The organism is Enterococcus olivae (assembly GCF_053760925.1).
On the sequence record NZ_JBSMVT010000037.1, the window covers coordinates 1 to 17,049 of the forward strand.

General features: G+C 40.1%; 15 protein-coding genes and 1 pseudogene. 4 read left to right on the top strand and 12 right to left on the bottom strand.

Going from position 1 to position 17,049, the window contains the following annotated elements:
- Positions 1-127 precede the first annotated feature (127 nt).
- Positions 128-709, top strand: a pseudogene (locus ACWODM_RS15235) (site-specific integrase); the annotation flags it as partial.
- 432 nt (positions 710-1,141) lie between these two features.
- Here ACWODM_RS15235 and ACWODM_RS15240 read toward each other — a convergent pair.
- From ACWODM_RS15240 to ACWODM_RS15270, 7 genes are all read right to left on the bottom strand, one after another.
- Positions 1,142-1,423 carry a hypothetical protein gene (locus tag ACWODM_RS15240; protein WP_455322185.1) on the bottom strand — a complete coding sequence of 94 codons (282 nt, stop codon included), beginning with the start codon at positions 1,421-1,423 and terminating at the stop codon, positions 1,142-1,144.
- Positions 1,424-1,437: 14 nt separating this feature from the next.
- Positions 1,438-1,941 carry a DEAD/DEAH box helicase gene (locus tag ACWODM_RS15245; RefSeq protein WP_455322186.1) on the bottom strand — a complete coding sequence of 168 codons (504 nt, stop codon included), beginning with the start codon at positions 1,939-1,941 and terminating at the stop codon, positions 1,438-1,440.
- Positions 1,942-3,050: 1,109 nt separating this feature from the next.
- Positions 3,051-4,100 (bottom strand): sugar-transfer associated ATP-grasp domain-containing protein, encoded by a 1,050-nt coding sequence (locus tag ACWODM_RS15250; protein ID WP_455322187.1) that lies wholly within the window; start codon positions 4,098-4,100, stop codon positions 3,051-3,053.
- Positions 4,097-5,281: a CDP-glycerol glycerophosphotransferase family protein gene (locus tag ACWODM_RS15255; protein ID WP_455322188.1), complete on the bottom strand. Its 1,185-nt coding sequence runs from the start codon at positions 5,279-5,281 to the stop codon at positions 4,097-4,099. The genes ACWODM_RS15250 and ACWODM_RS15255 overlap by 4 nt, the downstream gene beginning before the upstream one ends.
- Positions 5,282-5,339: 58 nt before the next feature.
- Positions 5,340-5,951, bottom strand: a complete 612-nt coding sequence (locus ACWODM_RS15260) for an NTP transferase domain-containing protein (protein WP_455322189.1) — start codon at positions 5,949-5,951, stop codon at positions 5,340-5,342.
- Positions 5,948-7,261: a CapA family protein gene (locus tag ACWODM_RS15265; RefSeq protein ID WP_455322190.1), complete on the bottom strand. Its 1,314-nt coding sequence runs from the start codon at positions 7,259-7,261 to the stop codon at positions 5,948-5,950. The genes ACWODM_RS15260 and ACWODM_RS15265 overlap by 4 nt, the downstream gene beginning before the upstream one ends.
- Positions 7,251-8,390 (bottom strand): sugar-transfer associated ATP-grasp domain-containing protein, encoded by a 1,140-nt coding sequence (locus tag ACWODM_RS15270; RefSeq protein ID WP_455322191.1) that lies wholly within the window; start codon positions 8,388-8,390, stop codon positions 7,251-7,253. The genes ACWODM_RS15265 and ACWODM_RS15270 overlap by 11 nt, the downstream gene beginning before the upstream one ends.
- Positions 8,391-8,717: 327 nt before the next feature.
- On the opposite strand from ACWODM_RS15270, the gene ACWODM_RS15275 reads away from it, so the two are divergent.
- A complete protein-coding gene (locus ACWODM_RS15275; RefSeq protein WP_455322192.1) occupies positions 8,718-9,188 on the top strand; it encodes an RpiB/LacA/LacB family sugar-phosphate isomerase in 471 nt (156 codons plus the stop codon).
- An 83-nt stretch (positions 9,189-9,271) separates the two neighbouring features.
- On the opposite strand, the gene ACWODM_RS15280 is transcribed toward ACWODM_RS15275, so the two are convergent.
- The 3 genes from ACWODM_RS15280 to ACWODM_RS15290 form a co-directional block, all read right to left on the bottom strand.
- Entirely contained in the window at positions 9,272-9,394 is a 123-nt protein-coding gene (locus ACWODM_RS15280; RefSeq protein WP_455322193.1) for a hypothetical protein, read from the bottom strand.
- The gene (locus ACWODM_RS15285; protein WP_455322194.1) at positions 9,375-9,809 is read right to left on the bottom strand and encodes a hypothetical protein; all 435 of its coding nucleotides are present in this window, start codon (positions 9,807-9,809) and stop codon (positions 9,375-9,377) included. The genes ACWODM_RS15280 and ACWODM_RS15285 overlap by 20 nt, the downstream gene beginning before the upstream one ends.
- Positions 9,810-9,978: 169 nt before the next feature.
- Positions 9,979-11,214 carry a dicarboxylate/amino acid:cation symporter gene (locus ACWODM_RS15290; RefSeq protein ID WP_455322195.1) on the bottom strand — a complete coding sequence of 412 codons (1,236 nt, stop codon included), beginning with the start codon at positions 11,212-11,214 and terminating at the stop codon, positions 9,979-9,981.
- Between the two features lie 326 nt (positions 11,215-11,540).
- Between ACWODM_RS15290 and ACWODM_RS15295 the strand changes: the two genes are divergently transcribed.
- Both ACWODM_RS15295 and ACWODM_RS15300 read left to right on the top strand, forming a co-directional pair.
- Positions 11,541-13,040, top strand: a complete 1,500-nt coding sequence (locus tag ACWODM_RS15295) for a CotH kinase family protein (RefSeq protein ID WP_455322196.1) — start codon at positions 11,541-11,543, stop codon at positions 13,038-13,040.
- Between the two features lie 89 nt (positions 13,041-13,129).
- Positions 13,130-13,522 (top strand): VOC family protein, encoded by a 393-nt coding sequence (locus tag ACWODM_RS15300; protein ID WP_455322197.1) that lies wholly within the window; start codon positions 13,130-13,132, stop codon positions 13,520-13,522.
- 50 nt (positions 13,523-13,572) lie between these two features.
- Here ACWODM_RS15300 and yghU read toward each other — a convergent pair whose 3' ends face one another.
- Both yghU and ACWODM_RS15310 read right to left on the bottom strand, forming a co-directional pair.
- Positions 13,573-14,358: a glutathione-dependent disulfide-bond oxidoreductase gene (gene yghU, locus ACWODM_RS15305; RefSeq protein WP_455322198.1), complete on the bottom strand. Its 786-nt coding sequence runs from the start codon at positions 14,356-14,358 to the stop codon at positions 13,573-13,575.
- Positions 14,359-14,495: 137 nt separating this feature from the next.
- Positions 14,496-16,619, bottom strand: coding sequence for a HelD family protein (locus ACWODM_RS15310; protein WP_455322199.1), 2,124 nt, complete (start codon positions 16,617-16,619; stop codon positions 14,496-14,498).
- Positions 16,620-17,049: the final 430 nt, after the last annotated feature.

Consider the following 17,049-nt stretch of genomic DNA (forward strand, 5'->3'; position numbering starts at 1 on the left):
GAATTTGTTTTATACTTATCCATGCTTGAGTCCTTTATTATGGTCTTGGATAAGTCATCCAAGTTTCATTATAAAGGATTTTTTTGTGCATGGGAATGATGTTAAAATTTTAATGCAACACTAGTGAATCTGGTTGTATTATATGACAGGAATTCGGGTAAGCGAGGGATTAGCTCTACATTGGAATGACATTGATTTACGAAGAAAAAAACTACGCATCCATCATACCTTAGATATGAAAAATCAAGACAATTTTGCTCGAAAACCCTATACTAAGACAGAAAATGGAATGCGAACTATTTCGTTAGATGAGGATACAATTCTAGTTTTAAAAGAATGGAGAAAAGTACAAAAAGCTCATGGTATCGAACATTTTGTCTTAAGTTATACAGACTTACCTTTATATCGTTCTACTATCCAACGAATTATTGAGCGATATGCAAAATTAGCTCATGTACCTATTATTCAAGGTAAAGGATTACGTCATTCTCATGTAAGTTACCTAATCAATGAATTCAATGCCGATATTCTAGTCGTATCTCAACGATTAGGACATTCAAGTCCAGAAATCACTTTAAAGCATTATGCTCATCTTTGGAGCAAAAATGATGAGAGTTTAGCAGTACAAATGACAGGAAACATCCAATTCAAAGATGCAACAGAATCCAGTATTGCAAATTTTAACGGGAATCAAGCAATACGGTTTTGACCCTACCGTTTCCCTACCAAAACAGGTTTACTCGCAAACAAATGTTGATATATCAACATTTTAAGCAAGCAACTTATATTGAGTGGGAGTGACCATTAGAGCCAACATAATAAGGATGGGGAAAGCCGATAAATCAACGTTTTTCAACTTATGAAATGCTTGATTTTCATTGAAAATGATATGATTCCCTACCAAAAATCCCTTGTCAAATTAGTGTTTGACAAGGGATTCTTTTTATTTCAATAACTTTTTTCAAAACAAAGCCGGTTTGATTTCCTGTGACGCGCAGCGGGCCACAAAGGCAAGATTCCAGCTCGCATTTAAAGTCCAACATCAGTTGTTACTTTTATCTTGCAATAATTAAACCCAGTATTGCTCTCTTAAATCCATAAAGTAATCAATCGTTGGATAAGTCTTTCATACCAAAAAAACTTAAAGTGCATTTGCAAAAATTTTTTCAACTAATCTTCTTCCTTTTCCTTCATCCGTCTCGTTTATGTGTACAATTCCATGTTCTTTATCATAATAAATCACAAAAAAGTTATATCCGTACTCAATTATATCTTTTTGCTCTGACCAAACGACGTTTTCTTCTAGTTCTTCAATAAATATATACACAAACTCTTCTTCATTTAATATTGGAGTCGTTCGTTCAGGATTTAATACTTCTTTCCAAATGTCTATAGCGATAATCTCGGATTGATATTTAAACATCCTTGTACTAATTTTCATTTTAGTTGCGATAAATCGTACTCCTCCGCATGACCTTTTTTAAAGTTATTGATAAACTCTCCTAACTCTATTTCTTTTTCAATTGAAGTACTAGATTTGATACTGAGTAACTGATTCCAATCAGAATCTTGATGATATAAATCATCAATCCCCTCTTTCAAATCATCAATTGCAGTATTTGTTACTAGCTTAGCATTTCCTAAATTCCCAGAGCTTGTCCTTGCGAATCTACCAATAAACTGTAATGTAATTGGTAGCGACTTATATTTATCATGAATTGCAGCTATTTTTAATGAGGGTATATCAATTCCCTCACCAAACATATCAACACAAACGACAACCTTTGATTCACCATCTTTTACTTTTTTCAAAGATTTCTTGTTATCTCGTTTGTTGTGCCCCGAATGGATGACTACTGGGTTTAATTCTTGATATTTTGAATAAATCTGTGTAAACACTTCATCTGCTCGATCACGGCTATTTGTTCTAGCTAAAAGCACGTGATCTAACCCCTCATTGATATCTTGTTTCAGTAATTCTACTGCCCTCTCAGCAATTTTTTCATCTGATTTCTTTTCTTCGAATTCTTGTATAGGATAAAAATCAATAGGCTTAAAATAACCATTATTTTGGGCAAGTCCTAAACTGTAATTAAAGATTAATTTACCCTCAATCTTTTTTCCATCATTCCTATAAGGTGTCGCAGTAAATTGAAGAATTTTTTTATTCGAAAAGCTCTCTCTAATACTTTTCCAACCCGATGCTGCTAAATGGCGGTTTCATCGCTATCTCCTTGCAATTTTTTTATTATTGTATCACGAAAAACAATTTATCGCTCGTTTTCAAGCGATAAAACGAGCGATAAATCATTTGTTTTCAGTTAGAAAGCTAGTCTAAATCATACTTGAATACTCGTCCCGCCTGCTCTACTATATTATTGAGGAATAGAAACACATTATCTAACTGTTGAGATGTCGTTTACTTCTCTTTATTCTCAGCTTTCAACTGAAATAGTTTATTCTCATCTAACAATTTCAACAAAAAAAGCCTGACAACTATTTTTGTCAGAGCTCATTTCTCTATTCAATATTTCAATACTCATCCAAAAAGAAGCAACAAGACATAGGAAACGGCGAATACCAGAATATATCAGTAAAACTCATTTAATACCTACAGATTATTTTACTTTTCTCAACCGATACCAATTGAACAAGACTGCCACTATGATCAGCAAACCTGGCCACCAAAAGATTTCTTTGCTTAGATAGATATGGTACCCATATAAAGCGACCGCGCTTAACAATACAGCACTACAGCCCACATTAACAATTTTTTAAAACACAAACGTCACCTCCTAAGAAAAATACAGAAATACTTCTCAACCCAGCTTTTCATAGATACGATTCCTTCTAATTGCTTATATATTTACCGTAACATACATTCTTTAGTTAGCAAAATCATTCTAGGTTTGCATTAAAAAGATATTTCGCCTCTCATCAAATTTTGTCGAAAATTTAAAATAGCTGTCCACAAAAAAAGACCTGATGATCGGCAACGCTAGAAGTAATTTCCGGCGCCCTCTCATCAGGTTGATGCTTACAGCTGGTTCTTATTTGATTACGCCATGGGAACGATAAAAGGCACCTAGTTCCCCGTCACGCTGTGGTCCCCAGATCTGAATGATATTGACGCCAGACGAAGTATTGGCTTCAACTACAGAAAGTCCTTCTTGATCATTAGGTAAAATGTCCCAGCCGATAAAATTCAAATAAGGGAATTGATTGGATGCCTCCAAAATTTCCTGAACCATCTCTTGCCAATGTGGAATTTTGACCCCTTCAATCGGATTTTGTGAGTCTGGATGCCGTGCGTATTCTCCTAAAGATTGGATCGATCTGGCGGCACTCAGTACACCGGTTTCCAAATCAACGTTACTGATGAGCCCACCGCGACTGCCATTGTCCACAGGGATAGAGGCCTTCACGCCAATGCGCTGAACAGCAAACAATACCTTAAAGCATTGTGTCTCTGGATCTTTGACAGTGATCATTCGGATTGTGTTGCTAGTTTTCTCATAGATAGCATTCAGATAGGGGGCTTGTTTGATCCCAGGTGTCGCAAACCAGTTTTGCGTCTTACTTAAAGTAGCAATGATGGTTGCTGGCGTCGCTTTTTCCCGGTCCATATAGAAGCTACCATCAATGAATTCCAATAAATGAACACCATTGCCTTTGCCCAAATTAATCGGTTTAATGTAAATGGCGGCGTGGTCTTTTAGCTGGGCAAGCAAGGCGGCGATCGTGTGCTCTGGTGATCGGTAATTGATCAACTGCTTTTTATTTTTGACAAAGAGCGTCTCTGGAAAATCCAGATAGTGTTTAAAAACCTCTGAACAAATCAATTTGTTGTTCAGCATCGCATCAAAAGGCTCATTGATATATCTTGATTTGTACCAATCAAATTCAGAGAGATATTGCTTTTTATCGTTGCGTTTAAAATCATAAATAATTGCCTGATCCGCCACATAGCCGCCACTGAAGTTGAGTAGCAACCGTCTCCATAAGGGCACACCAAAGTGATTTTCAGCAAAAACGATCCTACGCCAAAACAGTAAGAACAATTTTAATTTTTTTTCGAGTTTCTTGAGAATAGTTGTCATGCTTGCTCCATATACGCTAGCATCTCTTTGATCAGCGTGACGATATTGTTTGTCGCGTTTCCTAGTTCTTCAGGTAAGACCAATTTTTTGAATCGTTTAAAGGCTTCAAAGTCATAGACTTCTGAATTCAACGCAGCATGAAGCGCTTGGGCATCACTCGCTACGATTGTAGGACTCTCTTTTTTTAAATCCAAATTCAAGCCGTTTTCATTCATATACAAATCATAATCATTAACATAAAAGAACGTCTTCAGATCAATTAGTGCCGCCTCAAAGGCAATCGATGAGTAATCCGTCACTAAATAGTCTGCCAGTGATAATAACTGGGTTGCCGTGTAGTCCTCAATGATCTGAACCTGTTCGTCTTCGATCACTTCCCGATGAGGATCATGAGGATGCAGCTTAACGATCAAATTAAACTTATCATGATGAAAATTCTTCACGAACTCATTGACATCCACTGCCCTTGTCCGTCTAAATGTTGGGGCATAGACAATATTCTTTTTCCCATTACAAAGATGAGGATACTGACTAAGAATCTCCTGTTTGAGGGGCTCTTTCTTTTCCAACAAGTAGTCCATACGTGGCAAGCCAAAATTTTTGAGTTTGTCCTCCATAACATCAAAGGATGCGCAGTAAAAAGGATTCCAGTATTCGGCACCGGCAATAATAAAATCATAATTGCGATGCATTTTCAACCCGCGAGAAAGTGCCTCGTCCCGACCACCTTTTTTTCCGAGTGTCTGATAGCCTGACTTCTTGATCTTCCCGATAGCGTGCCAGATTTGGATAATCTTCAGGCTCTTCTTGTGCTTCAACACAGACACCGGGATAATATAGGTATCAATGATACAGACACGAGATCGGGCCAAGACAAAGCTCTGTTTCAAGATATGAAAATAGTACTTGAGGTAGCCTAGCTTGCTTTTCTCCATTTGCTTGCAAAGAACCACCACTTCTAAAGAATCTTTCTTTAGCTCGCCAATGATCATTTCAAAATCAATGGATGGTGTGTCTGACTGTCGACTGATAAAAACCACTTGGTTCTTTGAAGGAAACAATTTGAAAACAAAGTAAATGATCTTTAAATGGGTCACAAAAATATGTAGTGCAGCAAGTTTTAGCGAGTCTAGGGTAAGTGACAAGTTCGTTCTTTTCTTATTCGATAAAATAGTATCCATGCAATGTCTATCCTTTCTTACTCGTCGGCCAGTATCCTTTTATTAGCAATTGATCAGTCTAATGTATACGTAAAAATTTTTTATAATCTTTGGGTGTGTTGAAATCTATGGTCTCATCTTCAAATAACACAAAATGGCCTTTGATCTGCCGTTTCTCAAAAGGCAGCTGTTCAAACGACTGATATAATTGCCAGCCAATACACTTTTCAATCTTCTTATCTAAATATAGCTGTCGGACATGTTGACAATGTTTGCGCATCTGCTTCTCATCGGTCACCTTGATCGCTACGATTTTTTTGGCTGTTCCAAAAAAGAGTAGCGAGTCATTGTGCTTTTTGACGATTTTTCGAATGGCACGTTCCGTATAATAGGTGTCTCCATAAAGAAAGCAGACACCTGTGTCAATCAACTCCACGGTGAAACGATCAATCTCTAGTTGATTATTCAACGGCTCGTAACGCGTGCTTCCTGCAAAGGTATAGCTAGGATCATGTGACGTTACGATGATTTCCGCATTTGGATCAAACTGACTCACCAATCGAATGGTTCGTTCAATGATCGTTTCTCCGTCGATTTCGATCAGGTGTTTTTCAATTCCTTGGTAATGGTTCCATCGAGTGCCTTTCCCGTCGGCCATAATGATGTACGTCGTTACCTTTTTTTTACTCATTGATAGACATTTCTCCCACGATTAAAAAGTTTGTTCATGAAACGACCCACTCTCAACACCCACTTCCGATAATTTTTTTGCTTTTCGAAAAAAATCTTGCGAAGCGTTCTTTTCACCAGTCGTTTGGTTTTTCTGCGACTACGTCTCCGCTGCTTCTTTTGTTGCCGGAGGAGTTGCTCAGCGGAGTCGTCGATTTGCTCTTCTGACAGCAAAGAATCCTCATTTTCTTCCTTTGGTTCCAGCATTGTGTAGCCTTCCAACGCCATTCGATGCAGTTTTACTTTTTCTAAACGTTCCTTGTGCTCCAACTTTTGCTGCAAGCGTTGTTCTTTGATCTCTGCCAGCTCAGTGACTCGCAGATCTTTGGCATTCTCTAAAACTTGGGGCTTTCGTGCTGATTCATAGGTCCACAGTCGCTTGTAATTCTTAGGAGTAATCTCAATAAAGAAGGGACTGTCCACACCTTTTTCAACCACAAATTGCTCCCGATTGATCGCTACTGGACAATTGTCAAACTCATAGGTGTCTTTGGAAAATAACAAACGAACCAGCATCCCTTGATCTGTGCCTTCCTGTACTCGTTGATAGGTACTATCAAAAAGAAAATTTCCTAATGAATAAAAGACTAGCTTACCATTCAAACGTTCGTAGCCCTGCACGACATGGGGATGATGAGCCACGATTATATCGATATCCATGTTGAGATAGGTTTTGATCAATTTGCGTGTATAAGGCATCGGCGCATGTAAAAACTCGTCACCGCCATGGTAGACTAACACGATCCAGTCAACTTGTGCCCTTAATTCCGTGATCCGCTCTTGGAGATCATCGATCATGGATTCGTGCAAAGGCCCCATAAAGTTTTTGGTCAATTTTCGCAGCATTTTGTACTGTACACTTAAAATACCGACTTTTGTTTCCTCACCAATAATCACATATTGAGAAGCCTCGTCACGGTTGCGACCTGCGCCAATAAAAGGAATCTCTCTTTTTTCTGTTTCTTCGATCGAATCAATAAAGCCGATCGACTTATAGTCCATCATGTGATTGTTGGCAAAAGAAAGAATCGGATAAGTGAATTTTTTCTTGATAAAATCCAATGCTTCAGGATCTGTTCGATGCGCCAGTCGCTTCTTCTTTGTATGTTTCAGCGGTGTGATCGGACTTTCATAATTAATCACTGTCGCGTCACATTCGTTGCAAAAATTCAGTAGAGACGTATCGATCAGATCGTTCTTTTGGTAGCCTTTTTGGAAAAAGGCACTAAACGACATGTCTCCAGTAAAAGCAATTTTAGTCTTAGCCTGCATATTCTATTCCCTCTTGATCAAATATTTCCTCTATTTCCAAATACTGATGCAAACGACCATTGATCGTCGTTATTTGTGCAGTCAGACACTGTGGTCGTGAGTTTGCTTCCACAAAATCCCAACCCTTCTCACTGTAAGCAAAATCCCAGCCGACCAGTCTGACCTGTGGCACGACATTGGACAACTCCTTCACCAGCATTCGCAACTGGTCCCATTCCGGTAGTTGTAGACCAATGATTTTCACATTTGTATCTGGATGGAACAAATGAACCTTTCCTAAATAATCTCGACCTTCTTCATATAAGATCCCTGTCTCAGGATCGACCATCGATCCAAGTCCGCCACCGCTCATATTGTCTGTGTGGCTACCTCCCATACCCATACGAAAGAAGGCCCACTGAATCATTACTTCACCATCGTCTCTTCTAAAAGCAACGACCCGTGTTGTATTTACAGACTGTGGGTGGATTCTAGCGATCTCATCTGATTGTCTGATCAGCTCTTCCAGTACACAATAGCCCTTGAAGACCAAAATCTTAAATAAGTCCTCAAGACTTTCATATTCTTCGACGCGGTAAATCTTTACACCATGTCCGCCGTAATCATCAGAGGGCTTGTATATAAAACTCTTATGCTTTCCAACAAATACCAAGAAGGCAGGATAGTCTTCCTCGCTATAGATCGGCAGCACATCTCGTTTGTAATACTGGCTGAACTTACGATATGTCTCTGTTTTCATATTGAAGTAATCCAAATAATTTGGATTGTTGAATTTACGATAAAAGCGGTATTTATTTCCTCGCGTGAGGTAAAGCTTTCTACCTGTATGAGACAGCTTTTCAAATTGGTATGTAAAATATTCCTTGGCATTGATCTGATACATAAATCGGCAATACAAGATTTCATTGTAAATCTGATTGATTTTCTTTTGATTTTCAGCATCCTCAGGTGGAAGATTGTTTTTGATCACCCGAACGGCACTGCGTTTTCTCTTTTGATAACGTCCAAAAAGAACCAAAACAAACGTATAGGCTGCAACAAGTATTCGTTTTGACATTTTTGAGGTTGGTTCTAAGCTGACAATAAATCTTCGTAAGGCAATTGCTGCTTTTCTTAAAAATCTTGGCATAAAACTCTCCTGTTAAACATTTTTGATCTGTATAATTCTGCTTTTTATTTTTTTATCTAAATATTTGATATATTTTCAATATATACTGTGCATGTAAAATTCTAGTGAATTGCTCGTATGTTTTTTGTAAGGTTTGTGATGCTTGAGTCAAGAATTTTCCAACCTGTAATATATTAGACTCTGTTATTTTTTTGATTCTGAGGATTTCATTGCTACTTTTAGTTGGATTTGATTCAACAGCACAAGCAACCTCCACGACTGAATCACCGTTTTCTCTAGCAAGACTACTGCAAACATGGTACTCTAGAAAAAAAGGAGGTCGTTCTTTTGAAAATTATTCTAGCAAGTGACCACGCAGGTGTGGATCTGAAATTGGAGATTATTGAATTGCTGCAAAGTATGGGACATAAAGTCGAAGATATGGGGCCGTATACTAAAGAAGCAGCTGACTTGTCTGATTATGTTTACCCGGCTGCACTGGCGGTAGCAGAAGGAAAATCGGACCGTGGCATCTTTGTGGACGGGGTCGGTTATGGTAGTGCGCTAATCGCCAATCGAATTTATGGCATCGATGCTGTCGTCTGTCAGGACCCATTTTGTGCAAAGCTAGCCCGCGAACATACGGATAGCAACGTCCTATGTTTAGGAGGAAAAATCATTGGCTCAGCCATTGCTTTAGAGATCGTCAATGTTTGGATGAACACTGATTTTCTAGCAGAAGAAAAATATATTCGTCGTGTAAACAAAGTCAAAGAAATCTCTGAAAGACACTTAAAACCATTGGCTGACTGTCAATAAACCAAAGAAGTAAACGATTTAAAAAGCGGGCTCTTTAACCAAATATTTGGTTAAAGAACCCGCTTTTATGTTTCAATTACAGCTCAATCCACTTCTCTATTCAAGTACATATAGCCATCTTGTTCACTGCCGTCACGTGCCAATGCCATGATGTAGATCGCCGCATCCTCTGCTTCCAGCCATTCTTTACTTGCAACAAAGACCACCGTCCCACTCTTCAGCAAGACGCTCCAGCAGCTTTGGTGTACCCAAAGCACTAAAATAGGTCAGCTCTTGATAAGAGGGGTAGAACTCTCCATCGGCCTGCAAATAAATATTTTGAGCGGAAAAAAGCATTGATCGATTAAAAAAATGGTTTTCAATTGTTAGATCTGCGATGACAAAGACACCATCGCCGTCTTCCACAGTCATTTCTTCATCGTCCAATGTGAGACTTTCAAGAACCTCCAGTTCATTGATCGTATACGTCCCATGACCAATCCGCAACGGTTCCCCTAGCGTTGTTTCCTCACCTGTCGGCCCCAGATTGTATTTCGAATTGAGTCGTGAGCCGATAATATACAGAGCAAATAAACCAATGACAAGCAACAGTATTTTTTTCCAGGAAAATTTTTTGAGCATGGTTCTCCCACCTTTTCTTTTTCTGGCTGAGTTCCAACAGACTCCTGATCTTTATCTTAAACTACCTTTTAGAAAATATCCACAAATGTCCTGACTCAGTCGCTTATTCGCTTGCGATCGAAGTACATAAAAAACCCCAAACACGACAGCGCTTGGAGTTTTTTTATGTTTAATGTTTTGCTTTCAGCCAATCCTTGCCTTCCACCAGACGACTGACAAGCATCGCACAAACCGTATTCCCGGTAGAATTCAGCAAAGTCGCTGGTATATCTATCAATGTACTAATAATGACAATCGCAGGAATCATTTCAATTGGAAAGCCAAACAAAGAGACGATCAGCAGTTCTGCAGTCAACCCTCCACTAGGAATAGCACCGATCACGATCCCTACTAGCAGTGACACACCAATCAAGATCAGCATCTGCGAAAAGCTATGGAAATCACGTTGGAACAAGGTAAACAGAAAAATGACCTTCAACATGCCACCCACGACCGAACCATCCTTATGCGTATTCGCTCCCAATGGAATGACGGTTTCCGCAATATCTGCAGGTACACCCATTTTTTTCGTGGCGATCAAATTGGCAGGAATACTGGCAGCGCTACTGGAGGTTCCCAACGCTGTTAAAGACGGTTCTAGAATATTTTGCCAAAATACTTTGACCCCCAATTTTCCCCCAGCCAAAAAAGCATACAAGCTGAACATCCCAAAGTAATAAATAATCGTGATCAAAATGTATAAAATCAGCGATTGAATGTAACCACCAATGATTTGCGGACCTAAACTACCGATCGTATAAGCAAAATAACAACCTAAACCGATTGGAGCAAACAGCATCAGCAACTCGACTAACTTCATCACGACTTCATTTGCTGCACTTAAGACCTTACGCAAAGGCTCTGCTGGTTTACCGACCAAAGTGATCGCTGTACCAAAAAAGAGTGAGAAAATAATCAGCGGCAGTAAATTCGATTTATTGAACAGCTCGATAAAGTCACTCACTGTAAAGGTTTGTACAAAAAGTTCCCCAAAACTCCTACTTTCTTCTTGAGTGACTTCTCCCATTAGCGGAAGCATCGAGCTAGGATCAATATTCGCAAATGGATTGTAAATGAATACAATCAGATAGGACAGGAGAGCAATAACCACTGCTGTAGAGACAAACACGAGCAGGGTCGTTATTAAAATTTTTCCTAAGCGTTGAACTCCTTTGGTACGAGTAACCGCATTGATCATACTTAAAAAAACCAATGGGACAATGATAACGAACATGGCATTTAAAAAAATGTCTCCGATTGGTTTCAAATAGCTGACCCAGCCACTAAAGAAGATACCGATTATTCCCCCAATCAATACCCCTAGTAGCAACAAGAGCGATCCTTGATTGTTCTTAACAATTTGCATTATCCAATTCCTTCTTTCACTAAATACTGTCGCAACACGGTCGTTTTTCTATCAATCTGGACGATGTTTTATGTCTCTTGGCTTACTCAAAAGCGCCTCACTAATGTTAAAAAATTGGTCATCTCTCTCTCCTCTCTTTGTCAACTCCTTTGAAGCGATATTTTTACCGTAAGCTTTAAGCTGTTTCTTCTCTTCAATTGTAAAACAATTTTAGCTTTTTGTATTGCGTAAACTGAGGGGAATTCTCTTTATTTTGTTTTTAAGCTTCCTTTAAGCTAAGCATTATACACTTTTTAAACAACTTATTAACAAAGGAGTTTTTCTAAATGAAAAAAACGAATCTACGACGAGTGCTATTTTGTTCCGCACTTGTTTTGACCACTACGTTAACAGCCTGCACAGCAGATGCTGCAACGAACACTACAGATTTGGCGGTAGCAACTCAAACAGAATCTTCCGAAGAAACGGACAGCTTTTTTACAGAAGACACGGTCCACTCGATCAGTATTGACGTGGATGAATCAGAATTAGACAGTTTGATCGCCGCTTATCAAGCAGACGGCAGTAAAGAATGGATCCAAGTTTCGGTAACGATCGACGGAACAACCTTTGAAAATGTCGGTTTAAAATTAAAAGGCAATTCGACTTTGCGGACCCTTACCAATCAATCTGCGGATGAAATTACTGCCGCAGAACTCCCTTGGGTGATCCGTCTAGATAAATATGAAGACGGCCAGGAATATCTGGGACGTTCTCGTTTTGTTGTCCGCGGCAATAGTACCGAGTCCTCCATGAACGAAGCACTCGCCTTGGCTATGCTCAATGAAGCCGGCGTTGCTGCTGAGGAAAGTGCCTTTACCCGCTTCTCCGTCAATGACTCGGAGGAAACCTTGCGACTAGTCGTTGATGTCCCCGATGATGATCGATGGACCGAAGCGCATTTCGGTACAAACGGTCTACTCTATAAAGCAGAGTCAGAAGGCGACTATTCTTACCGAGGAACCGAAGCCAGCGCCTATGAAGAGGCTTTTGAACAAAAATACGGCAAAGAAGACTTGACGCCATTGATCAATTTCTTAGATTTTATCAACAACGCCAGTGATGAAGAATTTGCTGAAAATCTTGAAAGCTATTTGGATGTTGATGCTTTCGCTAGCTATTTGGCGCTTCAGGATCTAGTAGCCAATGAAGACGACATCGACGGTCCAGGAAACAACTCTTACCTTTATTATGATAGTGAGACTGAAAAAATGACCGTTGTTGCATGGGATCAAAATCTGTCCTTTGGTAGTATGGGCGGCGGACAAGGCGGTGGGGCTGTGGCTCCGGGAAATGCTCCTGACGGAAATGGCGGTGATGACTTTGATCCTGGAAATGCTGAATTTGGCGGTGAGCTGCCGGAAGACTTTGATCCTGAAAACTTTGATGAAGAGAATCGACCAGACATGCCTTTTGATCGCGGCAATGACGAGAACTCAGAAGAAGGAAAGACACGCATGACTCCTCCAAACGCTAATGAACAGGGATCCTCTGATCCAACAGATGGAGAAAATCAAGCGCGTACTATGCCAAGCAAAATGGGCGGCAACAACATACTAACCTCACGCTTCTTAGAAAACGACACCTTTAGTGATCTAGTAGCAGAGAAGACTGTCACTTATTCAGAAGCCTTGCTCGACAGTAATTTTGCTAATAATCTGCTTGAAAGCTATCAACAGTTGTTATCGACACAGGCTACTGACCTAATTGATGCGGAGACTTTGACAAAAGAAACCAATACAATTGCGACCTATTTGGCGCAGGACTCTACGGACACCACTGAATAATCTCTCTAAACAAAAAATTCTTTTGTGCATGTATGGAAGAGTTTTATTACAATAATTTCTGGATAATTTTTTATCAAAGGAGACCGCCAATGATCCACCATATTGAGATTTATGTCAGCCAACTCACAGCAACAAAAAAACTGTATCGTTTTTTACTCACTGAACTAGGCTATCACTTGTATCAGGAATGGGAGCAAGGATTTAGCTATAAGCTAGAAGATCACTACATTGTCTTTGTTCAAACAGAAGAAAACTACCGATCCAATGGGTACCATCGTAAAAATACGGGTCTGAATCATTTGGCTTTTATAGTAAGTGACCGACAAGCTGTCGACCACTTACGTCAAAAACTACTTGACCACGCTGTTTCCGAGCTGTACTCAGATGCCTATCCTTTCGCAGGAGGTCCGAATCATTACGCATTCTATTTCGAAGACCCCGATCGAATCAAACTGGAAATCGTTACAAAAGATCCTCAATAAAAAACCTCTTGAACAGCCCATTTTGATCAGCTGTTCAAGAGGTTTTTACGCTAGTTGATTTCTTTGTATGCTACATCCAGTGAACGTTTGACAGCCGGTCTTGCGCCGATTCGGTCGGCCCAGGCTTTCAGATGAGGATATTCTTGGACGTTTAAAAATTCGGCTGCTGCATCGCTATACAACTTGCCTTGAACTAGTCTGCCATACCAAGGCCAGATCGCCATGTCTGCGATCGTATAAGTATCACCGAGAATAAAGGCTTTGTCTGCCAAGTGCTTGTCTAGAAGATCCAGCTGACGCTTGGTTTCCATCGTATAACGATCAATTGGGTATTCTTGCGGGAAAGGTGCATACTGGAAGAAATGACCAAATCCACCGCCTACAAAGGGCGCCGCTCCTGTTTGCCAGAAAAGCCAATTCATCATTTCTGTTCGTTCAGGAAGCGTCGTCGGAATGAATTGTCCAAATTTTTCAGCTAAATAAAGCAGAATAGAGACCGATTCAAACACGCGAACCGGTTCCTCCAGCGAGTAATCCACCATTGCCGGAATTTTAGAATTCGGATTGATTGCTACAAAATCACTGCCGAACTGATCGCCGTCACCAATATTGATTTTATATAAATCATAGGTGGCTGCCTCTATACCTGCTTCTCGCAATTCTTCAAGTAACAACGTCACTTTTTGTCCATTGGGTGTGCCCAGTGAATAGACTTGCAGGGGTTGTGCACCTACTGGCAATTTCTGCTCAAAACGGCTACCTGCAGTCGGTTGATTGCCAAAGGGATTCTTTTCTTCTTTCCATTCCCATACTTTAGGGATCTTGTAATCTGACATAAACGCGATTCCTCCTTTGCTTTCAGTATATCGATTTATCGTTTTTTAAACAAGAAACGGAACCGAACGAATGAGGACACTTATCGATAACGACAAGTAACTTTTTCCGAACTCGTCTCGACTTTCACTTCTGATAATTAGTCGAATAATGTAGTGGGGACTTTTTGATAGGTGATACTTAAGGTTTTCATTGCTCTGGAAACAGCTGTGTACAGCAAACGTTTGTCTTGCAGTGTCTGATAGTTGTTTGCGGAGACGTCGAACAAAACGACGTGGTCAAATTCCAAGCCTTTTGCCAAGCTAACAGGATAGATCTTCACAGGTGCCACCTCTCCAAAAAGCTGCGTCAATCTGTCGGCTTCATCCATCGTCTTGGTAATGATCGTTAGTTCTGGAATCTCTTCTCTGGAGAGTTTCTTTTCGATTAACTTTTTAAAATCTTCTTGGCTTTCAAAGCGTTCAAACACTGGTTCTTCACCGGATGACTGTACAGCTATGATCTTTTTTTGGCTACTCAACTGTTGAAACAAGTCCGTAATCGCGCCGCTTGACCGATAACTTTTTTGTAAATGATAGATCTTGGTACTCCGTTGCTGCTCCTCAAAAATCTGGCTCATCTCGCCAAAGGTGCTGTAGGTTTTGAAAATCGCTTGATCCTCATCCCCAACAGCAGTGATTTTCGCCTTTGGAAAAAGCTCTGCTAGCAAAAATAATTGGGCAGGTGTATAGTCTTGAACTTCATCAATACATAGCAAGTCGACAGTCGCAACAGCTGCTTTTTTGACAAAAAGCTGTTTGACCAACAGGAAAGTGACCGTAAAATCTAGTGAAGTTGATACAGTAAAATACTGTCCTGTATAGCTTTCATACAAGGTTTGTACAAGCGATGTAACATCTAGCCATTCTCTGTTTTCAATCGCTTCCGTTACTTTTTTGTATTTCTTTTCCAAAAGTTTCTGCGCATAGAAAGCAAGCTGCTTCGGTTCATCTGGAATCAGCTTGCCAAAGTGTCGCATCTGTTGTTCCTCTGATAACAGCAGGAGTTGCTCTTGAATTTTTTGACTTTGAGACTGCTTCGTCAACCGTCGTTCCCAGGCACTCTTCAATTGATTCTTTGTTGCTTGGATTTTTTCTGAAAAAGACATTCCTTGAGGAGTATTCCGATAAAACTTCAAGATCGTTTCTTTGGCAATCAGCGTTTGCTTTTTCAGCCGAATCGCAGCAAAAGGTGGTTCCTGTTTTAATAAAACACCCTCCCCGGCTTTTTTGATAAAGGAAATGAAGCCGTGTCCCCGTAGTATCTGATCTTGTTCCGCTACAGTAGACTGGGTGATCCGTTGAAAATACTCCTGCTCGCTTGCTAGTCTGTTGGAGCACAGACTTTGGATCAATCCGAGAAAAGTCAAATTGATTGGATTTTTTTCTCCCAATGCGGGCAGCACCTCAGAAATATATTGGATAAAGTGTTCATTAGGTGACAGAATCAGTACACTATCGGAAGTGATTGTTTGTCGGTGGCGATAGAGCAGATAGGCAATCCGCTGCATCACCACCGATGTTTTTCCGCTGCCAGCAACACCGTTGACCAAGAGTACCGGGGAGGACTGATCTCGAATAATGAGATTCTGTTCCTGTTGAATCGATGCGGTAATATCTTTCATCGCTTCTGTGGCATTCTCCTCTAAGACCGAAAGCAACCGTTCGTCATCAATGGCGACTGCCGTATCAAAAACAAAGCGTAAACGATCTTTTTCTGTCACTAACTGTCGTCTATTCCGAATATTCGCTGAAAGTAGCTGGCCGTTGACCTCATAAGACGCGTCGCCCAGCTGATTGTTGTAAAACAACTCGGCAATCGGTGAACGCCAGTCGTAAATCAAATTTTGATTCTGTTCGTCTGCAAAACCATTGGTACCAATATAAAACGCGTCTACTTGTTCCTCGTCTGGAAACTGGAGATCTACTTTTCCAAAATAAGGCGTACGCGTCAGGCGTTGGACTTTTTCTAGCTTTGTTTCAGTCATCTGGATCGAAGCTTTTCGTTGGTCTACTTCTCTATTCTTTATTTCAATCGCAGCAAAGGTATCCAAACGATCCGCAGCATTGTCAAAATTGAGGCGTAGCTCTTCGCCACTGTTTTTTAAGTCCACCTTTCCTCGTTCATTTTCCCTCTGCAGCAGTTGTTCGCAACTTGCTTTTGCTTGTACTAGCTGTTGATAAACGAAGCTCAGATGTAGCTGCTCTAATTCTCGAATGGTCATAGACACACGCTCCTTTTCATAGTGGAAACTTATCTTACTCTGCTTTGAGCGAAAAAAACAGTCTACAAATGTCGATTTTTTTGCGGTATAATAAATACAGGGAGAGGGAGACATCTGCTTGTCAGAGGCGTCTGCTTCTTTTTTAGTTTCTTCTGAACTCGACAGAATATCGCCAGCGATCCGATAAATTGGGGCACCGATTATCGGACGAACAAGTGGCTGCTTTGTTAAGCTAACTATTGAAAGACTATCATTTTTTTGACCCAAGTCATTACTAGCATAAAAATTAATATTATTTTTAAGATCCTGAATAATTCATACTTTCCTTATAATTGTTTAGAAACTGCCTAACGGCAGGAAAAATTAACTTTTCGATTCTCACCCGTTAAGTGATGAAAAAAGAACCCCATTCTGTTATGGTAAAGGTGAC

Excerpts from the sequence above, each read along its gene's own strand:
- ACWODM_RS15295 (WP_455322196.1), top strand. The coding sequence starts at position 11,541 with ATGAAAAAAACGAATCTACGACGAGTGCTATTTTGTTCCGCACTTGTT.
- ACWODM_RS15270 (WP_455322191.1), bottom strand. The coding sequence starts at position 8,390 with ATGCCAAGATTTTTAAGAAAAGCAGCAATTGCCTTACGAAGATTTATT.
- ACWODM_RS15285 (WP_455322194.1), bottom strand. The coding sequence starts at position 9,809 with ATGCTCAAAAAATTTTCCTGGAAAAAAATACTGTTGCTTGTCATTGGT.
- yghU (WP_455322198.1), bottom strand. The coding sequence starts at position 14,358 with ATGTCAGATTACAAGATCCCTAAAGTATGGGAATGGAAAGAAGAAAAG.
- ACWODM_RS15240 (WP_455322185.1), bottom strand. The coding sequence starts at position 1,423 with ATGTTTAAATATCAATCCGAGATTATCGCTATAGACATTTGGAAAGAA.
- ACWODM_RS15290 (WP_455322195.1), bottom strand. The coding sequence starts at position 11,214 with ATGCAAATTGTTAAGAACAATCAAGGATCGCTCTTGTTGCTACTAGGG.
- ACWODM_RS15265 (WP_455322190.1), bottom strand. The coding sequence starts at position 7,261 with ATGCAGGCTAAGACTAAAATTGCTTTTACTGGAGACATGTCGTTTAGT.
- ACWODM_RS15250 (WP_455322187.1), bottom strand. The coding sequence starts at position 4,100 with ATGACAACTATTCTCAAGAAACTCGAAAAAAAATTAAAATTGTTCTTA.
- ACWODM_RS15310 (WP_455322199.1), bottom strand. The coding sequence starts at position 16,619 with ATGACCATTCGAGAATTAGAGCAGCTACATCTGAGCTTCGTTTATCAA.
- ACWODM_RS15260 (WP_455322189.1), bottom strand. The coding sequence starts at position 5,951 with ATGAGTAAAAAAAAGGTAACGACGTACATCATTATGGCCGACGGGAAA.
- ACWODM_RS15255 (WP_455322188.1), bottom strand. The coding sequence starts at position 5,281 with ATGGATACTATTTTATCGAATAAGAAAAGAACGAACTTGTCACTTACC.
- ACWODM_RS15300 (WP_455322197.1), top strand. The coding sequence starts at position 13,130 with ATGATCCACCATATTGAGATTTATGTCAGCCAACTCACAGCAACAAAA.